Raw genomic sequence first — 21,351 nt, 5'->3', positions numbered from 1 at the left:
CGCGCGGGTGCCCGACCCGGAGCCGGGGCGTTGCCGGCATCTGCCATGCTCGGCCCGGTGACGACCGGCCGCCCGACCAGAGCCCGCTCCCACCGCCGCCCCCGGAGTCGCGCCGCCCGCGTCCTGCTCGCGCTCGTCGCGGTGGCGGCCGTCCTCGGCGTCGCACTGGTCGTCGTGCCGATGCTGCGACCGCCGGGGCCGCGTCCGCTCTTCCAGATGCCGGTCACCTGCGGCGAGACGTGGCAGCTCGGCACCTACCCCGGCCACGACGACTACGACGTCGATCTGTTCCCCACCGAGGGTGAGGCATGGGGTCGGCCGGTACTCGCGTCCTACGCCGGGACGGTCACCGTGGCGGGAATCAACGGGTCGCTGGGCGGCCGTACGCCGGAGAACCCGGACGGCCCACGGGGGCGCGGCGGCGGCTACTGGGTGAAGATCGACCACGGCGGCAAGTGGGAGACGCAGTACCTGCACATGCTCGAACCTCCGCTGGTCACTGTCGGTCAGAAGGTCGCCCAGGGTGACCAGATCGGGCGACTCGGCAGCACCGGCAACTCCGGCGCACCGCACCTGCACTACGAGCAGCGGCGGGGCTGGGACAAGGTCGAGACCCACTTCGACGGGGCGCCGTCGGGCATCACCACCGACGAGCGCGAATACACGGTCAAGCGGACGAGCAACAACTGCCGGCCGGCCGTCTCCTGAGGACGGCCGGTTTGCCCGGCCCGGCTCGGGGCACTGATCCGGGGGACAGTCCAGGCACAGGGAGGAGCCGGTCATGGTCAAGGGCGACGTCGAGACGTACCACGAGGACGGGCAGTGGAAGAACAGGCCCGAGGGCGGCGAGCGCGCCAGCAGTACGCACGACGGGAAGGCCGACGCGCAGGCCCAGGGCCGCGAGATGGCGGCCGACCGTGGCGTCGAGCATGTGATCAAGAAGCAGGACGGCACGATCGGGGAGAAGAACACCTACCCCCGCAGCCGCGACCCCCGTGACATCCACGGCTGACAGCCGACCGCTTCCCACGGACTGACCTCGACCGCGCCGACGAGGTCAGTCCGTTTCCGTTCCGGTCGCCCGGTTCTCCGGCGGGTCGGCGTCGGCGTGGTGCAGATCATTGCTGGTAGGACGGCCGCGCACGGTAGCTTCCGATCACGTGACTGCGCACACAGCTCCGGCGGACGTCACGATCCGTCCCCTGCGTACGGCTGACATCGCCGCCGCCACCGACCTGCTGGTCCTCGCCGCAGGCGGTGACAAGCGGCATCGGCTGCTCGACCAGTTGGCCAGTGCGGAAACCGGGCAGATCCACCACGCCGTCGTCGCCGAGCGCTCAGAAGTGATCGTCGGCGCCGGCAAGCTGACCACGGAACCGGCGTTTCCGGGCACGGTCTCCGCGCTGGTGGCCGTCGCGGAAGCCGACCGCGGGCGCGGTGTCGGCACCGCCCTGGCCGCCGATCTGACCGGCTGGGCGGAGCGTCACCTCGGCCCCGAACACGTGGTGACCAGCACGCTCCGCGACGACCTCGACCGTGGTCGGCGGTTCGCGCAGCGGTACGGCCTGGTGGTCAACCGCCACAGCGTCGGCTGGCGGTTCGACCTCCCCGGGCACGGCGACGATCTCGCCGAGCGAGCGGCCCGCACCGCCGATGCCGCCGGCGTCAAGGTCCGTGTCGCGGACCTGAAGGCCGAGGAGGCCGCGATCGTCGAGTGCATCGGCCGTACGCTGCCCGGCCTGCCGGTGCCCGGCGCTGAGGGCCAGCAGGTGGACCTCGCGCACGCCCGCCGGGTCATCCCGGACGATGCGACCGTCCTGGTGGCCGAGGTGCGCGACGCCCCCGGCGTGCCGCCGTGTGGGCTGACCGTGGTCACCCCGCAGGCGGGCACCGGCGACTGGTACACCGTCTACACGGGGGTCGCCGTGGCCTGGCGCGGCCGGGGCGTGGCGACGGCGCTGAAGGCCGGCGCCCTCGACCAGGCGTACCGCTCGGGCGCCAGGGCCGTGACCACTCACAACGACGACGGAAACGAGCCCATCCTGCGGGCCAACCGGGCCTTCGGCATGCGGCCGAGCGTGGGGTACTGGAGCCTGCTTCGTCGTGCGGCGTAGCCGCCGTCAGGCTGGCACCACGTAGGGGAAGGCGGCGGCGCGGGCGGCCTTGGTGACGTCCGAGGTGAGGCCGGATGTGGTGCCGGTGTTGAGGATCAGGGAGAACATCACCTCGGGGGCGTTGTCGGCCAGGGTGCGGCCGTTGCGGACCGCGAAGCCGTAGTTCGCGGCCGTGCCGACCGTGTACGACAGCAGGTCGGGGTAGAGCTGCCGGGCGACGCTCCAGCCGTACGCCTGCGGGTCCGGTGCGGTGCCGTTCGCCGCGACGACGCCCGCGACCGCGTTGGCGATCTCCTCTCCGTCCTCGGCGAGGTCCCTGCCGGGGTGTCGGAAGTTGGCCGGGTCCGAGAAGTCGGTGTCGTGCGGCCAGAAGATCGGCCACATCATCGGGTGGCCGGCGCGGTTGATCTGGCGCCATCCCCCGGCGTCGGTGGCCAGCAGGGTGCGACACCACACGCCGATCTCGGTGCCGTCACGCAGCAGTGGCTCGTCATGGGAGACCTCGAGGACGATCGACTCGACGGTCGTGCCGGCGAAGCTGTTCTTGGCCTGGTCGACTCGCCACGCTGACCGGTCCACCTTCGAACCGTTCTTGACCGCACCGTTGATGGTGGCGAGTTCGTCGAGGTCGACGAAGAACGGGTCGGTGATCCGTCCGGCCCAGATCCGGACGTTGGCGCCGGTCGACACCTCGCCGGTCCGCCCCTCGGCGATGGGGGTGCCCATCGCGGCGTCGTCGCGGGCATCCGCTCCGGTGAGCTCGTACAACTGGAGGGCCTGCTTGCCGTCGCCGTCCGGCTCGCCGAAGGCGAATCGGTAGGTCAGCTCCTCCATCTCCCCGCGGTTGACGTGGATCTTGATCTCGTAGCGCGCCTCGGCGTGGAAGCCGCGCTTGATGTCGGCCCTGGTCACCGAGCTGTTGACGTCCATGACGAAGACCGTGGCGCGGTCGCCGTTGAAGACGTACAGGTCGTCGATATAGAGCTGGCCGCCCTGGGCGGCGAGGGGGGTGTCGAGGTGGTGGGACATGAACTCACTCCCGGAAATGCTGGATTCTGGATTAATCCGAACATAGCGGGCATGACTCGGCGCGCCGCGTCATCGGGAGAATCCGGGCTCGCCCGGTGGGTGGCGGAGGGGCGGCATGCGGCGGGTGGGCCGCCCGAAGCTGTGCTCGGACGGCCCACCCGCTCGCTCGTGTCGGCGTCGTCAGATGCGGGTCCACTTCTGGTTGGCCGCGCCGATGCAGTCCCACAGGTGCAGCTTGCCGCCGTTGTTGGGGTTGGCGTCCCGCACGTCCACGCACCGGTTGGCGCTGACGTTGACCAGGTCGCCGGAGGCGTTGAGGGTGAAGCGTTGCGCCGGGTTGCCGTTACAGCTGACCAGGTTGACCTCGGTGCCGTTGGCGGTGCCGGCCCAGGCGGGGTCCATGCATTTGCCCATCGCGCGGACGGTCCCGTCGGCGGCGAAGGTCCAGCTCTGCGCCGCGGTGGTGTTGCAGTCCCAGATCTGCAGCTTGGCGCCCTCGACCGGGTTGGCGCCGGGGATGTCGATGCACCGGCCGCTCTGCGTTCCCCTGATCCGGCTGGTGCCGGGAGCTGGGTCGCCTCCACCGGAGGTGTAGCTGGATACCCGGACGTAGTCGACGAGCATCTGCTGCGGGAACTGTGTGGTGCCGTCCGGGTAGCCGGGCCAGTTACCGCCGACCGCCACGTTGAGGATCATGAAGAAGGGGTGGTCGAACACCCAGCGGTTGCCGCCGAGCCGGGCGGGATCGACCCGGTGGTACTGGACCCCGTCCAGATACCACGTGATCACGTTCGGTTCCCAGTCCACCCGGTAGGTGTGGAAGCCGTCGGCGAGCGGTGCACCGAGGGTGCGGCTGCCGGTGATGCCGCCGCCGCCGGAGTAGCCGGGCCCGTGCACGGTGCCGTAGACGGTGTTGGGCTCCCGGCCGATGTTCTCCATGACGTCGATCTCGCCGGCGTCGGGCCACCCGCCGCCGGTCCCGAGCATCCAGAACGCCGGCCAGATGCCCTGACCCCGCGGAACCTTGATCCGGGCTTCGAATCGCCCGTACGTCTGGGTGAAGGTGGCCGCTGTCAGCAGTCGCGCGGAGGTGTATTCGCAGCGCCCGTAGTGGCACTGGTAGTTGTTGGGGTTGTCCCGGCGGGCGGTGATGACCATGTTGCCCTGCCCGTCGTGGACGGCGTTGCTGGTGCTGTTCGTGTAGTACTGCCGCTCGTTGTTGCCCCAGCCGCTGCCGCCGATGTCGAAGCGCCACTTGTTCTGGTCGACGGGCGTACCGGCCGGGGAGTTGAACTCGTCCTGCCAGGTGATCGGGCCGATGGCGGCCTCGGCGCGGTCGGGTTGTGCCGGGAAGACGAGCGCCGCGGCGGTCGCGACGAGGGCGACCGCCGCGAGCACGAGGGGGCGAAAGCGGAGTCTGGGGCGGGCTGTGAACACGGGAGGCTCCTCAGCGAGGGGGTGGCGGAGGGTGCGTGCCGGAGAAATGGAGAGCGCTCTCTATAACGAAGCATGTCGATATGATGGATTTCTGTCAAGAGTGTTTCCAATACACCGACCGTCCGTTACCGCCTGATGCCGGCCAGTACGGGGCGGGCTGCCGGGCCGGCGCGGCCCGACCACGGCGTGACACCGATCCATGCCTCCGAGATGGACGGCCGCAGCCCGTCGGAAGAGTCGCCGACGCGCTCATCGAGGCGCGGGCCGGTGTTACTCGATAGCGGTCGAATCGACCCTTCCTATTGCCGTGGGGCGTCCACGCGGGACAGGATGGCGAGGCGTGCCGGAAACCTCTCCGTAACCTGCGCGCTGCTGGTCTCTGTCACAAGGAAGTGGGAGTCAGTCATGAGCGACGCGTCGACGGCGCTGGGTGTGCGCCTCTACCCGGACCTGGTCGAGCGGGGTGGGCTGGCCCCCGCGCTCATCGAAACCGCTACCCGCCTCGGGCTCGACGTCGGCCAGGTCAGCGCGCCCGAGCGGGGGCGGAGCCGGTTCACCTGCGCCGAGTTGCACTCCGAGCAGGGCGTGGTCTGCGTGAAGCTGGGATCGCAGGCCCGATATTTCATGATCGACCTTCGGGTCGCGGGGGAGGTCCTCGCGCGAGGCGACGTCATGGATCTGGCGCAGGTCGCCCAGGTGGCCTCGGCCTGGCGGGCCGGGCTGACGGTCGCCGAGCTGACCGCCCGGTTCCCCTTCATGGAGGAGATCAAGCACCGCCCGGCACCGGTGGCCCAGGTCAGCTGAACGCCGACGGCACCCCGCGCGCCATGGTCAACAGCGCAGCCGGGGTGGCAGAGGTGACGCGGCGCCGACGTCACGGTTCAGGTAGGTCGACTGGGCGAAGGCGACGAAGCGCTCCGCGTCGGTCGCGCTGGAGGCCAGTCCGAACGAGACGCGGACCGCGCCGCCGGTCGGCAGGCGCAGCGCGGTGAGGTACTGGTCGATCGTGTCGACCCGCGCCAGCAGTCGCTGTCGTACCGACTCCCGGCTGATCCCGAACGCGCCCTCCCCCGCGCCCGGGTTGCAGAAGCAGCCGGTACGTAGGGAGAAGCCGGCCGCCGCTGATTCCCGCGCGACGAGTCGCTCGTCGACCAGGTCGCCATTCGGGTCACGGAGGTTGAACGTCACCGTGCCGCCGCGCCCCTTTCCCGTCGCCGGCCCGTACACCTCGGTCAGAGGTCGACCGTTGTCGTGCCGCAGGGTGGTGAGCCGCTCCAGCAGCCATTCGGTGAGAAGGCCGACCCGGGAGTGGACGAGGTCCACCCCGATCGCGTCGAGCCAGCGCAACCCGAACTGCACGTCCGGGATGCTCAGGAAGTTGAGCGTGCCGTCCTCGAACGCCGACTCGTCGTCCATCGGCCGGTGCCAGTCGCCCTGCACGCTGACCGCCCGGATCGTGCCGCCGGCGAACCACGGCCGGCGCAGCCGGGCCAACGCGTCGCGGCGGGCCAGCAGCGCGCCGACCCCGGTCGGATAGCCGAAGAGCTTGTACCAGCTCAGACACACGAACTCCGGCCGGACGACGCTGAGGTCCAGCCGGTTCGTCGGCGCGAAGGCGGCGGCGTCGAGCAGAACGTCGTACCCGTGCTGGTGAGCCACCTCCACCCAGCTCAGCGGATGGTGCACGCCGGAGAAGTTGCTCTGCGCCGGGTAGGCGAACAACCCTCGGCGACCCACCCGACCCCACCGCCCGGCCAGCCCGCTCCGGCCGGCGTCGAGCAGCGTCACCACATCCGACTCGGCGATCCGCAGCTCCGGCCCACTCAGCGGTACGTAGCGCACGGCCGCGCCGGCCGCCCGGGCGTACTCGCGGATGCCGTTGACCGAGTTGTGGTTGTCCCAGGTCAGCACCAACGGCGCCGTCCGGCCGAAGTCGTACGCCTCGCCGACCAGCCGGCAGGCGCCGCTGGCGTTCGGGGTGAAGACGACCGCGTACTCGGCCGGGTCGGCGCGGAAGAAGTCGAGCACCGTGCGCCGAGCCGACTCGACCAGCGAGCCGGCCGCCGCGCTGGTCGGGTTCTCCGAGTGGGGGTTGCCGTACAGGCCGGCGAGCAATCGATCGTGATGTTCGCGTACCTGGGCCTGCGCCACCACCCCGGCTCCGGCGTAGTCGAGGTAGACCCGTCCGTCCCGGTCCAGGTGGCGGTACTCGGTGGCGCGCAGTTCGTCGATCCGGCCGGTGGCCGGGTATCCGGGCAGTGCCGTCGGGGAGGTGTGCTGCGTCGGCTCAGGTCGTGCCACGGTCACCCCGGCGGACCAGCACCGCCCAGGTGGCACCCAGGAAGAGCACCACGAAGCCGCCGAGCACCAGCCAGTTCACCCACACCGGCCGGGAGAAGCTGTCGCCGTAGGTCTCGAGCAGCGGCGGGCCGAGCGGGGAGCCGCCGTCGCGCCAGAGCCGTTCCACCCCGGCGGTGTGCCCCAGCCCCTCGAACGCCCACCGGTTCGACATCGCGTAGCTGAGCCACTGCCCGCCGACCGCCATGGACGGCACCGGCAGGATCGCACCGACGAACAGCACCTGCGGGAAACAGAGCATCGGCAGCATGAGTGTCGCCTGGGCCGCGTCGGACACGGCCGCGGAGCACAGCAGGCCGAGGGCGAGTGCCGCCGCCGAGGAGAGCAGCAGGGTCGCGTACAGGGCGGCGAACTCGGGGCCGTCGACCGGTGGCAGCCGGTCGATCCCGCGCAACACCCCGAGCAGGGCCAGGTCCACGAGGGCCAGTAGCGGCAGCAGCACCGCGACCTTTCCCATCAGGTACGGCACCAGCCGGACACCCGCCAGCCGCTCCCGGCGCAGGATCGGTAGCTCGGTGCAGATCTGCAGCAACCCGTAGGTCAGTCCGAAGAAGAAGCCGCCGAACGCGATCCAGAACAGGATCATCACGGTCACGTTCGGGCTCGGTTGAGCCGGGTCGAATGCCCCGGGACGGAACAGCAGGGCGAACATGCCGAGCACCATCAGCGGCGAGCCGAGCAGGATCGCCAGGGTCAGCCGATTGCGGACGACGACCTCCGCGTCGCGCACGGTGAGAACGGCCCACTGGCGCAGCCGGCCGACCTGCCGGCGCTCCGACCTGCCGGCGCCCGATTCAGCCCTGCGGGCCGGCGGGTCGCCGTGGCGGTACGCGGCGAAGCGGTCGGGCCAGGCCGCCGGGTCCGTCTCCTCGTCGAGTCGCAGGTGCACCTCCGCGAGGGACGGCAGCCCGAAGAACTCCCGCGCGGCGGCCGGCGTGCCGGTGAACGCCAGACGCCCCTGGCGGGTCAGCACGACGACCCGGTCGCAGCGGTCCACGTCGGTGATCTGATGGGTGGTGAGCACGACGGTGGTCCTCGCGTCGGCGAGGGCGCGGAGCACCCGGAGCAGCTCCACGGCAATCGCCGGGTCCAGCCCGGAGGTGGGTTCGTCGAGGAAGAACACGCCGGGCCGGGTGAGCAGCTCGACGGCGATGCTGGCTCGTTTGCGCTCACCACCGCTGAGTCGGCCCACCGGGACGGCGGCCCGTTCGGTCAGCCGCAGCTCGGCGAGCACCTCGGTGACCCGGTCGGCCGCCTCGACCGGGCCGGTCCCCGGTGGCAGGCGCAGCCGAGCCGCGTACCGTAGCGTGCGGTCCAGGGGCAGCTCCCGGTGGATGATGTCGTCTTGCGGGACGTACCCGATTGCGCCCTGGCCGTCGTACGACACGGTGCCGGACAGCGGTCGCCGGATCCCGGCGAGTGTCTCCAGCAGGGTGGTCTTGCCGGCGCCGCTGGCGCCGATGATCGCGACCATCTCGCCGGGCTCGACGGCCAACGAGACGTCGTCGAGGATCCGGCGGCCGTCCCGGACGCTCTGGCCCAGGCCGCTGGCCGTGATGCCGACGCCGGTACGCGGGGGAGAGGTCTGCTCGGTCGTCATGTCGCGTGTGCCCGATCCGGTCGCGGGGGCCGCCTGAACATCGTGCCTCGCCGATGCTACGTCCCCGCGCGCGTCGACACCGCCCCTCAGTGGGTCGCGGTCCGCGCTTCCGCCGGCACCTGGAGGAGGTCCAGGCAGTTGCGCCACAGCGTCTCCAGCTGGGCGGGGTCGTTGAGCAGCTTCGCGAGCAGGACCCGTCCCTCGATCTGGGCGACGATGGACCGGGCGGCGTCCCGCGTGTCGACCGACGGGCCGGCCAGGCCACGCTCCTTCGCCTCGACGACCACCCGCTCGATGAGGTTGATCTGCTCCTCGAAGATCTCCTGAAGTCGACCTCGGATCTCCTCGGCCTGGTTGCTGAGTTCCAGGGCGAGGTTGCCGAACAGGCAGCCGGTGACCACGCCGGCCTTCTGCTGGCCGGCGCGCTGGACCTCCTCGGTGGCCTCGAACAGGTCCCGTAGCCGTCGCAGCGGGTCGTGCCCGCTGCCGAGCAACTGCTCCCACTGGCGGCGCTGGGTGGCCCAGTGCTCGTCGATGACGGTGCGGGCGAGCGCCTGCTTGGATTCGAAGAAGTAGTAGAAGCTGCCCTTCGGCACGCCCGCCGCCGTGCAGATCTCGGCCACGCCCAGCGCCGAGTAGCCGCGCTGCTCGATCAGCGTGGCGGCCGCGTCCAGGATCTTGTTCCGCGCGTCACTCGTGCGTCCCATGCCTCGACGATACACGACCGGTCGGCTAGCTTTTAGTAGACCAGTCGTCTAGTGGTCGTCGAGCCGGGCCGTCGAGGTCAGGGCCGCCAGGCCCCCACCAGTCAGGAAGTGGTTCTCATGAGCACCAGTCAGGGACAGAAGGTCGTTGTGATCACCGGTGCCTCGCAGGGCATCGGCGCCGACCTCGTGAACGCCTACCGCAAGCTCGGGTACGGCGTCGTGGCGACCTCGCGCTCGATCGGCGTCGCCGACGACCCGCAGATCGTCACCGTTCGCGGCGACATCGCCGAGGCGGACACGGCAGAGCGGGTCGTTCGTGCCGCCCTCGACCGTTTCGGGCGCATCGACACCCTGGTGAACAACGCCGGCGTCTTCGTCGCCAAGCCGTTCACCGACTACACCGACGAGGACTTCGACCAGGTCACCGGGATCAACCTCGCCGGGTTCTTCCACCTCACCCGGCGGGTCCTGCCGCACCTGCTGGCCACCGGCGCCGGGCACATCGTCAGCATCACGACCAGCTTCGTCGACCAGCCCAACTCGAACGTCCCGTCCGTGCTCGCGTCGCTGACGAAGGGCGGCCTCAGCTCGGCGACCAAGTCGCTGGCCATCGAGTACGCGGCTCGCGGCGTCCGGGTCAATGCCGTCGCGCCCGGCGTGATCAAGACCCCGATGCACCCGGTCGAGACGCACCAGACACTCGCCGGCCTGCACCCGGTCGGCCGGATGGGCGAGACCAGCGACGTGGTCGACGCTGTCGTCTACCTCGAGTCGGCGCCCTTCGTCACCGGCGAGATCCTGCACGTCGACGGCGGCCAGAACGCCGGTCACTGACCCCGTCCCAACCCCGGAGAAGGAGCAGACGATGCCGATCGTCACCATCCAGATCACCCGCGAGGGCAGCACGCCCGACGCGTCCGCCGCGACCGCCGAGGAGAAGGCCGCCCTCATCAAGGGCGTGAGCGAGCTGCTGCGCGACGTCCTGCACAAGCCGTTGACGTCGACCTTCGTGGTGATCGACGAGGTCGAGACCGAGAACTGGGGTCGAGGCGGCCTCCCGGTCGAACAGTTCCGCCAGCAGCAGAGCGCTCAGGTGTCCGAGTAGACGCAGGCCACCAGCCGGTGCGGCAGAGTCGCGCATCGGCTGGTGGGTGATCTTCCGCGGCGGCGGCCGGCGACACATCGCGCGGGGTCGGTTGAGTGGTGCGGCAACCGCCTCTCGCGCCGGTGGATCGCCGGCCACCGCCGTCGGCGAGCGGACGACGGCCGGCGAGTTCGGCTACGCCGAGATCTCGGCGAAGAACTGGCGCAGAGCGTCGGCGACCAGAGTGGGTGCCGTCATGGTCACGAAGTGCGACTGGCCCGGCCAGACGACGTGGCGCGCCGCCCGAATCGTCGTCGCGAGGGTGCGCATCGTGGTGGGCATCGGCTCCCATGTGTCGACGCCGGCCAGCAGCAGGGTCGGCACGCTGATCGCGGACCACCGGGCGATGTCCGTGCTGTCCTCGGCGAGGGCCTCAAGATCGTGCAGCCAGCCAATCGCCGAACGCCGTGCCTCGACCGGGTCGGGCCTCCGGTCGCCGGCTGCGGCAGCGAAGGCGGCGACAATCTCCGCCGGAACCCGTGTCACGTCGTTCAACGCCGCTGCCATCGCCTCGGCGTCGTCGCGCTCGAAGGCGGAACGATACCGGTCGAGCAGGGGTGTGATCTCCGCTCCGGCCGCGAAGAGCGGGGGCTCGAAGATGGCCAGCGAGCGTACGTCGCGCGGATCGGCCGATGTGGTGTGCAACGCCAGGGTCGCTCCGTAGGACGCTCCGACGAGATGGACCGGCGTGCCGGAGGACTGACGTGCCGCCTCGATGACGGTGATCAGGTCGGCGGTCTCGTCCTTGAAGGACTTGGTGCCGGGCGGGACGTCGCTGGGACCGTATCCGCGTCGCGCCGGCATCCATACCTCGTGGTCGTGGGCGAGGTGCTCCGCGACGGCGGCCCATGAATGCAGCCCACCACCCGAGCCGTGCACGAGGACGACGGGGTCGCCGGCACCCAGGCGCCGAACCACCAGGCGGGTCCCGTCGGCCGACTCGAGGTACTGATCGTGGCTGCTCACTTCTGCTCCCGTTCTGCGGTTGGCCAGTTGCTCAGAGTGGTGTGCACCGCGTCGAGGATCGAGTACCACGACGCGTCGACAGCGCGGGGATGGCCGAAACCGTCGGCGGCTTCGAGACTCGCGAAGCCGTGAAAGGTGCTGCGTACGAATCGCATCGCGTCGGTCAGGGCCGGCTCGTCGAGCCCGTACCCGCGCAGCATCGCGTAGCTCAGCTCGATCAGCCGCAGGTGCCCCGCCGAACTCGTGCCGACCTCGGGCGGTAACTGGAGCTGGGTCGCGGCGTACTGCCCCGGATGCGTGACGGCGAACGCGCGCCAGGCGTCGGCGAACCCGACGAGGGCCTGGTGGCCGGCGCGACCAGCCACGGCGATCGCGAGTTCGTCGGCGAACGCGGCCGCCGCCCGGACCGCGACGTGCTCGATCAACGCGTCGCGACTGCGGACGTGCACGTACAGAGCGGCGTCCGAGACCCCGAAGTGCCGGGCGACGGCCGCAATGGTCAACCGCGACAAACCGACCGAGTCCGCCAGCTCGGCGGCGGCGGCCGAGACGCGCGCGCTTGTCAGACCCTGCCGTGGCATACGAAACCTTGCCTCCTTAGGAAACAACTTAGGCGCCCTAAGATAGCACCGGCGTGAGCGTGTTCTGGCCCGGCCCGGGGGCATGAACGGCCCAGTCGGGGGAAGACCGGCTGTTCCGATGCCGAACGGGAGGGCCGGGATGAGAGCCGTCGTCTACACGGACGTCCGGACCGTCGCGGTGCGGGAGGTGCCCGACGCGACGCTGGAGGCGGAGACCGACGCGCTCGTGCGGATCACCTCCACCGCCCTGTGTGGCACCGACCTGCACATGTACGACGGACGGACCGACGCCCAGCCCGGGCTGGTGCTCGGCCACGAACCGCTCGGCGTGGTCCAGGAGGTGGGCAGCGCGGTGCAGACCGTCCGGCCGGGCACGCGCGTGGTGATCCCCACACATCTGTTCTGCGGGACGTGCGTGATGTGTGCCCGAGGGCTCTCGGCGGCCTGCCTGCGGGTTCGGGCCGAGGGGCCGGGCGCCGCGTATGGCTACGCCGGCATGGGTCCGTACCGGGGTGCCCAGGCCGACCTGCTGCGCGTGCCGTGGGCCGACGCCAACTGCGTACCCGTGCCCGGCGAGCCAGGGGACGCGTACGAGGACGACTTCGTGCTGCTCGCCGACGCGTTCGTCACGGGGTGGCACGCCGCCGCGACCCTCGCCGGGGTCGAGCCCGGTGACACGGTGGCGGTGTTCGGTGCCGGCACCATCGGCCTACTCGGCGCCTACTCGGCGCTGCTGCGAGGTGCCCGGGTCGTGTACTGCGTCGACGGCGTCGACGCCCGGCTCGACATGGCCGGCGAGATCGGCGCGGTGCCGATCGACTTCCGCCGCGGTGACCCGGTCGAGCAGATCCGCGCCGACCGGGCCCGGGCCGGGCTACCGCTCGGCGAGGAGAAACTGGGTGGAGTCGACAAGGTCATCGACGCGGTCGGGTTCCAGGCCCGCGATCGGGAACGCCCGGAGCGGGAACGCCCGGACCAGGTCATCTCCGACGCGGCCCGGCTGGTCAACCCCGCCGGTGCGATCGCGGTCGCCGGTGTGTACCCGGAGAGGGACCCGCACCCCCGCGCCGGCGCGAACGGCCGCGAGGATCTGGTCGCGCCCTGGGGGACGCTGTTCAGCAAGGGTGTCGCGGTCCGGTTCGGCCGCACCCACGACCGCCGCTACACGGTGCTGCTGCGGGACCTCGTCGTCGCGGGCCGCGCCCGGCCCAGCGTGATCGTGACCCACCACGCCACCCTCGCCGACGCTCCCGATCTCTATCGCCGCTTCGACCGCCGGGAGAACGGCGTGATCAAGGTGGTGCTGCGCCCCAGCTGACCGGTCGGCTCCGGCGTGGGCCGGCATGGCGTACGGCCGTGATCTGCACTTATGGGACGCCGAGGCACTGATCCGCCTCCGGCCGCCCGATGCTGGCAGGTGATCCTGGTCGATCCGTTCCTCCGGCAGAGGCGTGGGTCACACAGCGGTCCGGGGCCGCCGGAGCGTTCCTGTGTGCGGCTCCGGAACGGGAGCCCGATCAAGATCATTCGATGGGGCGGGGCGGGCGGTGCGCTACCGTTCGTCCGGCCCGCAGCGGGTCGTGCCTGGTGGCGGAGCTGTGGCAGCGGTCGCAGTCGATCACTGTGCTGTCGGTGGTCGACGAGGGGTGTCGCAAGCCGGTCCGGGGTTCCGGGAGGGGCTGCGGGGGGCGCTGTGACGAGCGAACACTGTGCCACGTCTATATTGCCGGATTGTTACATTTTCAACAGTCCCTCGCCTTGCGGATGGCCCCGCCGCCGCAATACGTTGCCGTCAACAACAAAACCAAGTGAAGGTTCAACCTTCCGGAGGCAACCGATGACGTTGGTGAGGTGGTACAAGCGATGAGCGACGTGCCGATCCTCCTTGAGATGCGCTCCATCACCAAGGAGTTCCCCGGAGTCAAGGCCCTCTCCGACGTCAACCTGGTGGTTCGCGCCGGCGAGATCCATGCCATCTGCGGCGAGAACGGCGCGGGCAAGTCCACGCTGATGAAGGTCCTCAGCGGGGTCTACCCGCACGGCACCTACGACGGCAAGATCGTCTACCAGGGTTCGGAGAGCAAGTTCTCCGACATCCGGGCGAGCGAGAACGCCGGAATCGTGATCATCCATCAGGAGCTCGCGCTCATTCCGGGCATGTCGATCGCCGAGAACATCTTTCTCGGCAACGAACCGCGCAAGCGGGGCGCGATCGACTGGAAGGCCGCGAACCGGATGGCACTGGACCTGATGGCCCGGGTCGGTCTCGAGGAAGACCCGGACACCCTGATCAAGGACATCGGGGTCGGCAAGCAGCAGCTCGTGGAGATCGCCAAGGCGTTCGCCAAGGACGTGAAGCTGCTCATCCTGGACGAGCCGACGGCTGCGCTGAACGAGGCCGACTCCCGGCACCTGCTGGACCTGCTGCGTGGTTTCCGGTCCCGTGGCATCACCTCGATCATGATCTCGCACAAGCTGAACGAGATCGAGGCGATCGCCGACCAGATCACCATCCTGCGTGACGGCCGGACCGTGGAGACCCTGGACGTCAAGGCGGACGGGGTCGACGAGGACCGGATCGTGCGGGGCATGGTCGGCCGCGAGCTGAGCAGCCGGTTCCCGGACCACACCCCGAAGATCGGCGAGGTCTTCTTCGAGGTTCGCAACTGGAACGTCCGGCACCCGATCTCCGCCGAGCGGCAGGTCTGCAAGAACGAGAGCTTCGTGGTGCGTCGCGGCGAGATCGTCGGCTTCGCCGGCCTGATGGGCGCGGGCCGCACGGAGCTGGCGATGAGTGTCTTCGGCCGCTCCTACGGGGTGTTCGAGTCGGGCACGATCATCAAGGACGGCAAGGAGATCGTCCTGAAGTCGGTCGCGGACGCGATCGACAACGGGCTCGCGTACGTCAGCGAGGACCGCAAGGCGATCGGCCTCAACCTGCTCGACGACATCAAGTCGTCGACGGTGGCCGCCAAGCTGTCCAAGATCTCGCACCACGGCGTCCTGAGCGAGGTCGAGGAGTACCAGGCGGCTGAGGCGTACCGCAAGGAGTTGCGGACCAAGGCCCCGACGGTCGACGAGAGCGTCTCGAAGCTCTCCGGCGGCAACCAGCAGAAGGTCGTCCTGGCGAAGTGGATGTTCACCGACCCGGACCTGCTGATCCTCGACGAGCCGACCCGCGGCATCGACGTGGGTGCGAAGTACGAGATCTACGGCATCATCCAGCGGCTCGCCGACCAGGGGAAGGGCGTCGTCGTCATCTCCTCGGAGCTGCCTGAGCTGATCGGGCTCTGCGACCGCATCTACACCGTGTTCGAAGGCGCCATCACGGGCGAGATCGCCCGGGCCGACGCCACCCCGGAAAACCTCATGAAGCAGATGACCTCGACGAAGAAGATGCTGACACGATGAGCCGATTGAAGGACCTTCAGAAGAACCTGTTCGGAGGCACCACCTCCAACGCTCGCCAGTTCGGGATGATCTTCACCCTGGTGGCGATCGTCGTCCTGTTCCAGATCCTGACCGACGGCCTCACCCTGCGGTCGGACAACCTGATCGCGCTGTTCCAGCAGAATTCGTACATTCTGATTCTGGCCATCGGCATGCTCATGGTGATCGTCGCCGGGCACATCGACCTCTCGGTCGGCTCCGTCGCCGCCTTCGCGGGCATCCTGGTGGCCAAGTCGATGGCCGACTGGTCGCTGCCCTGGCCCGTCGCCATCCTGCTCGGCCTCGCGATCGGCGCGATCATCGGCGCCTGGCAGGGCTTCTGGGTGGCGTACATCGGCGTCCCGGCGTTCATCGTCACCCTGGCCGGCATGCTGCTGTTCCGCGGTGGCAACCAGTACATCGGTAACGCCAACACGATCCCGGTGCCGGAGGGCTTCCGGGAGATCGGCTCCGGCTTCCTGCCCGAGTTCGGTCCGAACACCGGCTACAACAACGCCACGCTGCTGCTCGGCTTGGTCGCGGCGGTGGCGGTGGTGTGGCGCGAGATCCAGGCCCGCAAGACCCGTCGGGCGATGGACGCCGACCCGGCGCCCATGTGGATCTCGATCCTGCGGATGGCCATCATGGTCGGGGTCATCGCCTTCGCCGCGCTGCGCTTCGCCAGCGGTCGCGTCGGCACCAGCTTCCCGATCTCCGGCATCATCCTGCTGGTCCTGGTCATCGCGTACTCCTTCTACACCCGCAACACGGCTGGTGGCCGGCACATCTACGCGGTGGGCGGCAACTCCCGGGCGGCCGAGCTGTCCGGTGTGAAGCTCAAGCGGGTCAACTTCTTCGTCATGATGAACATGTCCGTCCTGGCCGCGCTGGCCGGCATGATCTTCGTGGCCCGTTCGGCGGCCTCCGGGCCGCAGGACGGCAACGGCTGGGAACTGGACGCCATCGCCGCGGTCTTCATCGGTGGCGCGGCCGTCTCCGGCGGTATCGGCACCATCAGCGGTTCGATCGTTGGTGGTCTCGTCATGGCCGTGCTCAACAACGGCCTGCAACTGATGGGCGTCGGCACCGACCGCGTCCAGATCATCAAGGGCCTGGTCCTGCTGCTGGCCGTCGCGATCGACGTCTACAACAAGAGCCAGGGGCGGTTCTCCATCATCGGAAGTCTGATGCGACCGTTCCGTCGCGAGGACTCCACGCCACCCGCCTCACCGCCGGACGCGGAGCGCGAGCCCGCCAAGGCAGCGGTGTCCGGCTGACGGCCACCGACCTCTCCACCCGTCTCACATCTAGAAAGGCAAGTCCTCACCATGCGTAAATTCTTCGGCACGTCGGTGGTGGCCATCAGCGCCGCCGCCATGCTGGCCCTCGCCGGCTGCGGCTCCGGCCGTGACGGTGACAGCGGCTCCAGCGGCGAGGCCGCCAAGGGGTTCCCGGCCAACTCGCTGATCGGCGTGGCCCTCCCGGCCAAGACCTCGGAGAACTGGGTCCTCGCCGGTGACCTGTTCAGCAACGGTCTCAAGGAGGCCGGTTTCCAGGCTGACGTGCAGTACGCCGGCGCGTCGACCACGGTTGCCGACCAGCAGGCCCAGATCACCGCCATGACCACCAAGGGCGCCAAGGTCATCGTCATCGGCGCGACCGACGCCGCGCAGCTGTCGACCCAGGTCGCCGCGGCCCACGCGGCCGGCGCGAAGGTCATCGCGTACGACCGGCTCATCACCAACACGCCGGACCTCGACTACTACGTCGCGTTCGACAACTTCAAGGTCGGCCAGCTCCAGGGCCAGGCCCTGCTGGACGGCATGAAGGCCAAGAAGCCGAACGGCCCGTACAACATCGAGTTGTTCTCCGGTTCGCCGGACGACAACAACGCCGGTGTCTTCTTCGACGGCGCGATGAGCGTGCTCAAGCCGGAGATCGACAAGGGCAACGTCGTTGTCGCCTCGGGTCAGAAGGACGTCAAGCAGACCGCCATCCAGGGCTGGAAGGCCGAGGGTGCGCAGGCCCGCATGGACCAGCTGCTGACCTCGACCTACGGCAGCAAGGAGCTGGACGGCGTCCTCTCCCCGAACGACACGCTGGCCCGCGCGATCCTGACCTCGGTCAAGGGTGCTGGCAAGCCGACCCCGATCGTCACCGGTCAGGACTCCGAGGTTGAGTCGGTCAAGTCGATCGTGGCTGGCGAGCAGTACATGACGATCAACAAGGACACGCGGAACCTGGTGAAGGAGACCATCAACATGGTCAAGGCTCTCCAGGCTGGTAACACCCCGCAGGTGAACGACACCAAGTCCTACAACAACGGCAGCAAGGTCGTCGACACGTACCTGCTCCCGCCGGTCGCCGTCACCAAGGCGAACGCGGCTGAGGCGTACGCCAACGACCCGAAGCTCGCGCCGCTCACCAAGTAATCACCACACGGTAGGCAGCAACGCCGATGGGTCCCGGATCTTCTCTTCCGGGACCCATCGTCGTCCTGGTACCCCCGCACCACCCGGCAACGACCCGGAAGGAGGTCTGACCGTGGAAGCACCCAACCGGTCCAGGCCAGCCGGTGTCGGCCGCAACGCCGAATCCCCGCTGCCGTCGGTGCCCGGCGCCAGCCAGGAGGAGATCCGGCGGCAGAACCTCGGCGCCGTGCTGCGTTACGTGCACCTGCACGGGCCAACGTCCCGGGCCGAGCTGACCAGTCGACTCGGCCTCAACCGCAGCACCATCGGCGCCCTCGCCGCCGACCTGGTCGCCAGCGGCCTGGTCACCGAGGAGGCACCCACCACGGCCCGTCGCGCCGGACGCCCCTCGCTGGTGGTCAGCCCTCGCTCCGACCGGGTCTACGCGCACGCCCTGAGCATCGACGCGGACCGGCTGCGTGCCGCCCGGGTCGGCCTCGGCGGGCGCATCCTCGACCTGCGCGAGGTCGCCCGGCCCAGTGGCATGTCGGCGGTCGACGCCGTCGGGCCGCTCGCCGACCTGGTCCGCGACATGGAACGCGCGGTGGCCCCCGACGCGCTGCTGGTCGGCGGCGCGGTCGCGGTGACCGACACCACCCGCAACCCGGACGGCGAGATCCGGGTCGCCAGCGTCGAGGCGACCCTCGGCGCCGCGCTCGAGGCCGAACTGACCACCTGCCCGGGCTTCGTGGCCGGTGACCTGGCCGACATCGCCGGGCTGGCCGAGCACGTACGGGGCGTGGCAGCGGGCGTCGACGACCTCATCTACCTGCACGGCGACGTCGGGATCAGCGCCGGCATCATCGTCGGTGGCCGGCTGGTCATCGGCCACCGGGGCCACAGCGGCAAGGTCGGCCACATGGTCGTCAACCCCAACGGACTGCCCTGCGGCTGCGGCTCACGCGGCTGCTGGGAGACCGAGATCAGTGAGGCCGCGCTGTTGCGGCACGCCGGCCGGGATCCCGGTGACCGCGCGGCGGTGGCCGAGGTGCTGCGCGCGGCGGCCGACGGCGACCGGACCGCCCGGGAGGCGGTCGAGCGGGTCGCCGACTGGCTCGGCTTCGGCGTGGCCAACCTGGTCAACGTGGTCAATCCGGACGCCGTGGTGTTCGGGGGTTCGCTGCGCGACATCTTCACCGCCGGAGCGGACGTGGTCCGCAGGCGACTCGACGCCATGCCGCTGCCGGCCTCCCGCGAGCACCTTCGGCTGCGCGCGGCGGCACTCGGCCGCGACGCCGTCCTGATCGGTGCCGCCGAACTGGCCTTCGACAAGCTGCTGGCCGACCCGCTGAACGTCGGCGTGGCAGGCCAGGTCGGCACCGCCGACCCTGCGTAGTCGCGACTTCTGCCGCTGCGCGCGCCGGTGCCGTGATCCCGATATCGGCGAAGTCGAGTGGATCACGGGGTTGGCCCAGGTGGTAGCTCCTCCACCACGCTGGTGCCGCTGCCCGGCCGGGACTCCCAGGACCAGGTCTCGTGCAGCCGGAGCCGGCCGTCGCCGAGCACCATCACCTCGGACACGCAGTGCCCCGAGGACGTCTGGCCGTCGGCGTTGAGCTGGACGTACCGGAAGTCCAGCCGGTCACCGTCGCGGGTGCCGACGAGGTGGCCGCGCCGGATGGACCCCCCGGCGTACTCGGCCCACACCTCGCCAGCGCGCTCGTGGTACGCGAACACGGTCTCCGTGCCCACCTCTCCGGCAACCACATCCGCCACGGCGGCGAACCGCCGCCCGTCCAATGAGACCGACATGTCGCCGAACCTAGTCGATCGGCCCTTCCGTACCCCTTCGGTCGCCGGGTACCCCCGGCTGGCTCCCTCGCGCGTCGACGCCGACGGTTGCGCCCCCGGTGGCCCGGCCACCGGGGGCGCCGTCGGTCAGCCGGCCGGACGCAGTACCCGGCCCGGGCCGGCGGCGTTGTCCGCCGCCGCCTGGCTGCGCTGTGCCCCGGTGACGCAGACGTCGTCGCCGAGGAACGCCTCGCGCCACACGTAGCCGGCGACGCAGGTGTGCGGGCCGTACGGGCCGCTGACCCAGCGGCTCGCGGCGACCGCGTTGTCCGCCAGCACCTGGGAGCGGGTCGTGCCGGTCACGCAGACGTAGTCGGACTGGTCGGCGTCGCGCCAGACGTACCCGCTGACGCAGGTGTTCGGGCCGGACACCAGCCGGGCCGGGTTGCGCCGGGACGCGGCGGCGGCGTTGTCCGCGGCGGCCTGGGTGCGCTGTGCCCCGGTGACGCAGACGTCGTCCCCGGCGAACGCCTCGCGCCACACGTAGCCGGCGACGCAGGTGTGCGGGCCGTACGGGCCGTTCACCCAGCGGCTCGCCGCCGCCGCGTTGTCCGCCCACACCTGGCTGCGGGTGGCGCCGGTGACGCAGACCAGGTCGCCCGCGCGGGCCTCGCGCCAGACGTACCCCTGAAGGCAGCGGTTGACCACATCGGTGGTCACGGTCACCGAGGCGGCGTTGCCGGAGACCCAGTTCACGCCGATCTGTACGCCGTTGGCATTGAGCGACTGCGCCGGACCGCCGCCGGGGCCGGTGCGCAGCAGGGTCGGCGTGCCGTTGCGGACCTCGTGCAGCAGCACGGTGTCGGCGGGGATGCCCGCGCTCCAGCCGGTCTTGCGACGGAACTCGACCGTGTAGTAGTGGAACAGGTCGGCCGGGTCGAACGGGATGCGGATCAGCTGCGGGCCACTCGCGGCGGGCACCTCCAGCGGCGCCAGGGTGAGGCTGCGCGAGCCGACCCCGTCCGCGGCCATGGTGAAGATCCGGTTCTTCGGCAGCCAGCCCAACTCGTCGCGGTGGGGCCCGTTGAGCCCGACCGCGCTGGTGCCGTAGTTCGCGGTGTTGAACGCGTAGATGTGCATGGCGCTCATCTCGTCCCACGGGTCGTCGTACTCGCCCGGCTGGGACCAGGGCGCGTTCTGGTAGGTGGTGTCGTTGGAGAACGAGTGGCCCAGGTTGTAGCCGTGCAGCATCTCGTGCGCGGCGAAGCCGACGTTCCAGGCGCCGGGGTCGAGCAGCACCCGACCGCCCGCCGCGCCGGAGTCCACCCAGTCGTTGAGCATGACCGCGATCCGGTTGCCGGAGGGCACCGCGTAGCCGGCGGCCGCCGCCGTGTCCACGCAGCGCTGGATCCGGGTCCACCGGTCGGTCGTCTGGAACTGCGCCAGCGTGTACGGCATCGTGTACCAGCCTCGGACCACCGAACCGGCCAGCGACACCCGCCCGCCGGACTGGTCGGCCAGGTAGTCCGCCACCCCGCCGGTGCCGACGCCGGCCGCGGTGAGGAAGTTGGCGAAGTGCGACGGCGGTTGTGGCTCGGCCGGCTTGTCGCTGAACTTGCACAGCAGTACCGACCAGGCGGTCGCGTTGCGGATCGGGCTGGCGGTCGCCGAAGTGGCCGGCAGCACCACCGCGCCCAGCACGGCGCAGGCGAGCGCCACGGCCGACGCGCCGACCCGACGGAGGATTCTGGACTTCACGCGTGGGCTCCCATCGCTGCGGCCCG

20 protein-coding genes are annotated in these 21,351 nt (G+C 70.3%); 11 read left to right on the top strand and 9 right to left on the bottom strand.

From position 1 onward, the window contains the following. Positions 1–45: 45 nt before the first annotated feature. From ACQEUX_RS15495 to ACQEUX_RS15485, 3 genes are all read left to right on the top strand, one after another. Positions 46–708: a M23 family metallopeptidase gene (locus tag ACQEUX_RS15495; protein WP_433049865.1), complete on the top strand. Its 663-nt coding sequence runs from the start codon at positions 46–48 to the stop codon at positions 706–708. 73 nt (positions 709–781) lie between these two features. After that, positions 782–1,012: a DUF2188 domain-containing protein gene (locus ACQEUX_RS15490; RefSeq protein WP_433047527.1), complete on the top strand. Its 231-nt coding sequence runs from the start codon at positions 782–784 to the stop codon at positions 1,010–1,012. A gap of 148 nt (positions 1,013–1,160) precedes the next feature. Further along, positions 1,161–2,114 (top strand): GNAT family N-acetyltransferase, encoded by a 954-nt coding sequence (locus tag ACQEUX_RS15485; protein ID WP_433047524.1) that lies wholly within the window; start codon positions 1,161–1,163, stop codon positions 2,112–2,114. Positions 2,115–2,120: 6 nt separating this feature from the next. Here ACQEUX_RS15485 and ACQEUX_RS15480 read toward each other — a convergent pair whose 3' ends face one another. Together ACQEUX_RS15480 and ACQEUX_RS15475 are read right to left on the bottom strand one after the other, a co-directional pair. Further along, on the bottom strand, positions 2,121–3,143 hold the full coding sequence (locus ACQEUX_RS15480; protein WP_433047521.1) for a DUF4331 family protein: 1,023 nt from the start codon (positions 3,141–3,143) through the stop codon (positions 2,121–2,123). Between the two features lie 180 nt (positions 3,144–3,323). After that, positions 3,324–4,580, bottom strand: a complete 1,257-nt coding sequence (locus ACQEUX_RS15475; protein WP_433047518.1) for a family 16 glycosylhydrolase — start codon at positions 4,578–4,580, stop codon at positions 3,324–3,326. Between the two features lie 405 nt (positions 4,581–4,985). Between ACQEUX_RS15475 and ACQEUX_RS15470 the strand changes: the two genes are divergently transcribed. Next, the gene (locus ACQEUX_RS15470; RefSeq protein ID WP_433047515.1) at positions 4,986–5,384 is read left to right on the top strand and encodes a hypothetical protein; all 399 of its coding nucleotides are present in this window, start codon (positions 4,986–4,988) and stop codon (positions 5,382–5,384) included. Positions 5,385–5,411: 27 nt separating this feature from the next. Here ACQEUX_RS15470 and ACQEUX_RS15465 read toward each other — a convergent pair whose 3' ends face one another. The 3 genes from ACQEUX_RS15465 to ACQEUX_RS15455 form a co-directional block, all read right to left on the bottom strand. After that, entirely contained in the window at positions 5,412–6,881 is a 1,470-nt protein-coding gene (locus ACQEUX_RS15465) for an aminotransferase class V-fold PLP-dependent enzyme (RefSeq protein ID WP_433047512.1), read from the bottom strand. Continuing rightward, on the bottom strand, positions 6,868–8,538 hold the full coding sequence (locus ACQEUX_RS15460; protein ID WP_433047509.1) for an ATP-binding cassette domain-containing protein: 1,671 nt from the start codon (positions 8,536–8,538) through the stop codon (positions 6,868–6,870). The genes ACQEUX_RS15465 and ACQEUX_RS15460 overlap by 14 nt, the downstream gene beginning before the upstream one ends. 86 nt (positions 8,539–8,624) lie before the next feature. Continuing rightward, positions 8,625–9,245: a TetR family transcriptional regulator C-terminal domain-containing protein gene (locus tag ACQEUX_RS15455; RefSeq protein WP_433047506.1), complete on the bottom strand. Its 621-nt coding sequence runs from the start codon at positions 9,243–9,245 to the stop codon at positions 8,625–8,627. 117 nt (positions 9,246–9,362) lie between these two features. On the opposite strand from ACQEUX_RS15455, the gene ACQEUX_RS15450 reads away from it, so the two are divergent. Next, positions 9,363–10,079: an SDR family NAD(P)-dependent oxidoreductase gene (locus ACQEUX_RS15450; protein WP_433047503.1), complete on the top strand. Its 717-nt coding sequence runs from the start codon at positions 9,363–9,365 to the stop codon at positions 10,077–10,079. A gap of 31 nt (positions 10,080–10,110) precedes the next feature. Further along, positions 10,111–10,350 carry a tautomerase family protein gene (locus ACQEUX_RS15445; protein WP_433047500.1) on the top strand — a complete coding sequence of 80 codons (240 nt, stop codon included), beginning with the start codon at positions 10,111–10,113 and terminating at the stop codon, positions 10,348–10,350. Positions 10,351–10,524: 174 nt separating this feature from the next. Here ACQEUX_RS15445 and ACQEUX_RS15440 read toward each other — a convergent pair whose 3' ends face one another. Then, positions 10,525–11,355, bottom strand: a complete 831-nt coding sequence (locus tag ACQEUX_RS15440; protein WP_433047497.1) for an alpha/beta fold hydrolase — start codon at positions 11,353–11,355, stop codon at positions 10,525–10,527. Then, entirely contained in the window at positions 11,352–11,936 is a 585-nt protein-coding gene (locus tag ACQEUX_RS15435; protein ID WP_433047494.1) for a TetR/AcrR family transcriptional regulator, read from the bottom strand. The genes ACQEUX_RS15440 and ACQEUX_RS15435 overlap by 4 nt, the downstream gene beginning before the upstream one ends. A 139-nt stretch (positions 11,937–12,075) precedes the next feature. Here ACQEUX_RS15435 and ACQEUX_RS15430 point away from each other — a divergent pair, with 139 nt between their 5' ends. The 5 genes from ACQEUX_RS15430 (at position 12,076) to ACQEUX_RS15410 (ending at position 19,172) form a co-directional block, all read left to right on the top strand. Beyond that, on the top strand, positions 12,076–13,254 hold the full coding sequence (locus tag ACQEUX_RS15430) for a glutathione-independent formaldehyde dehydrogenase (RefSeq protein ID WP_433047491.1): 1,179 nt from the start codon (positions 12,076–12,078) through the stop codon (positions 13,252–13,254). Positions 13,255–13,799: 545 nt separating this feature from the next. Next, entirely contained in the window at positions 13,800–15,347 is a 1,548-nt protein-coding gene (gene mmsA / locus ACQEUX_RS15425; protein ID WP_433047488.1) for a multiple monosaccharide ABC transporter ATP-binding protein, read from the top strand. Continuing rightward, positions 15,344–16,642 carry a multiple monosaccharide ABC transporter permease gene (gene mmsB, locus ACQEUX_RS15420; RefSeq protein WP_433047485.1) on the top strand — a complete coding sequence of 433 codons (1,299 nt, stop codon included), beginning with the start codon at positions 15,344–15,346 and terminating at the stop codon, positions 16,640–16,642. Before mmsA ends, mmsB begins: the two co-directional genes overlap by 4 nt. A gap of 51 nt (positions 16,643–16,693) precedes the next feature. After that, positions 16,694–17,797 (top strand): substrate-binding domain-containing protein, encoded by a 1,104-nt coding sequence (locus ACQEUX_RS15415; protein ID WP_433047482.1) that lies wholly within the window; start codon positions 16,694–16,696, stop codon positions 17,795–17,797. A gap of 112 nt (positions 17,798–17,909) precedes the next feature. Then, entirely contained in the window at positions 17,910–19,172 is a 1,263-nt protein-coding gene (locus tag ACQEUX_RS15410) for an ROK family transcriptional regulator (protein ID WP_433047479.1), read from the top strand. A gap of 62 nt (positions 19,173–19,234) precedes the next feature. Here ACQEUX_RS15410 and ACQEUX_RS15405 read toward each other — a convergent pair whose 3' ends face one another. Both ACQEUX_RS15405 and ACQEUX_RS15400 read right to left on the bottom strand, forming a co-directional pair. Beyond that, on the bottom strand, positions 19,235–19,588 hold the full coding sequence (locus ACQEUX_RS15405; RefSeq protein ID WP_433047476.1) for a hypothetical protein: 354 nt from the start codon (positions 19,586–19,588) through the stop codon (positions 19,235–19,237). A 126-nt stretch (positions 19,589–19,714) separates the two neighbouring features. Next, entirely contained in the window at positions 19,715–21,325 is a 1,611-nt protein-coding gene (locus ACQEUX_RS15400) for a hypothetical protein (RefSeq protein ID WP_433047473.1), read from the bottom strand. Between the last annotated feature and the right edge of the window lie 26 nt (positions 21,326–21,351).

The organism is Micromonospora sp. CA-259024 (genome assembly GCF_050936255.1).
In the GTDB taxonomy this organism is placed as follows: Bacteria; Actinomycetota; Actinomycetes; order Mycobacteriales; family Micromonosporaceae; genus Micromonospora.
The sequence above is the reverse complement of the archived record's forward strand: the minus strand, read 5'-3'. Positions and strand labels throughout refer to the sequence as shown.

Bases quoted from the DNA above. Each gene is read 5' to 3' on its own strand.
- ACQEUX_RS15495 (WP_433049865.1), top strand. From the start codon at position 46: ATGCTCGGCCCGGTGACGACCGGCCGCCCGACCAGAGCCCGCTCCCAC.
- ACQEUX_RS15490 (WP_433047527.1), top strand. From the start codon at position 782: ATGGTCAAGGGCGACGTCGAGACGTACCACGAGGACGGGCAGTGGAAG.
- ACQEUX_RS15480 (WP_433047521.1), bottom strand. From the start codon at position 3,143: ATGTCCCACCACCTCGACACCCCCCTCGCCGCCCAGGGCGGCCAGCTC.
- ACQEUX_RS15470 (WP_433047515.1), top strand. From the start codon at position 4,986: ATGAGCGACGCGTCGACGGCGCTGGGTGTGCGCCTCTACCCGGACCTG.
- ACQEUX_RS15460 (WP_433047509.1), bottom strand. From the start codon at position 8,538: ATGACGACCGAGCAGACCTCTCCCCCGCGTACCGGCGTCGGCATCACG.
- ACQEUX_RS15455 (WP_433047506.1), bottom strand. From the start codon at position 9,245: ATGGGACGCACGAGTGACGCGCGGAACAAGATCCTGGACGCGGCCGCC.
- ACQEUX_RS15450 (WP_433047503.1), top strand. From the start codon at position 9,363: ATGAGCACCAGTCAGGGACAGAAGGTCGTTGTGATCACCGGTGCCTCG.
- ACQEUX_RS15445 (WP_433047500.1), top strand. From the start codon at position 10,111: ATGCCGATCGTCACCATCCAGATCACCCGCGAGGGCAGCACGCCCGAC.
- ACQEUX_RS15435 (WP_433047494.1), bottom strand. From the start codon at position 11,936: ATGCCACGGCAGGGTCTGACAAGCGCGCGCGTCTCGGCCGCCGCCGCC.
- ACQEUX_RS15430 (WP_433047491.1), top strand. From the start codon at position 12,076: ATGAGAGCCGTCGTCTACACGGACGTCCGGACCGTCGCGGTGCGGGAG.
- mmsA (WP_433047488.1), top strand. From the start codon at position 13,800: ATGAGCGACGTGCCGATCCTCCTTGAGATGCGCTCCATCACCAAGGAG.
- mmsB (WP_433047485.1), top strand. From the start codon at position 15,344: ATGAGCCGATTGAAGGACCTTCAGAAGAACCTGTTCGGAGGCACCACC.
- ACQEUX_RS15415 (WP_433047482.1), top strand. From the start codon at position 16,694: ATGCGTAAATTCTTCGGCACGTCGGTGGTGGCCATCAGCGCCGCCGCC.
- ACQEUX_RS15405 (WP_433047476.1), bottom strand. From the start codon at position 19,588: ATGTCGGTCTCATTGGACGGGCGGCGGTTCGCCGCCGTGGCGGATGTG.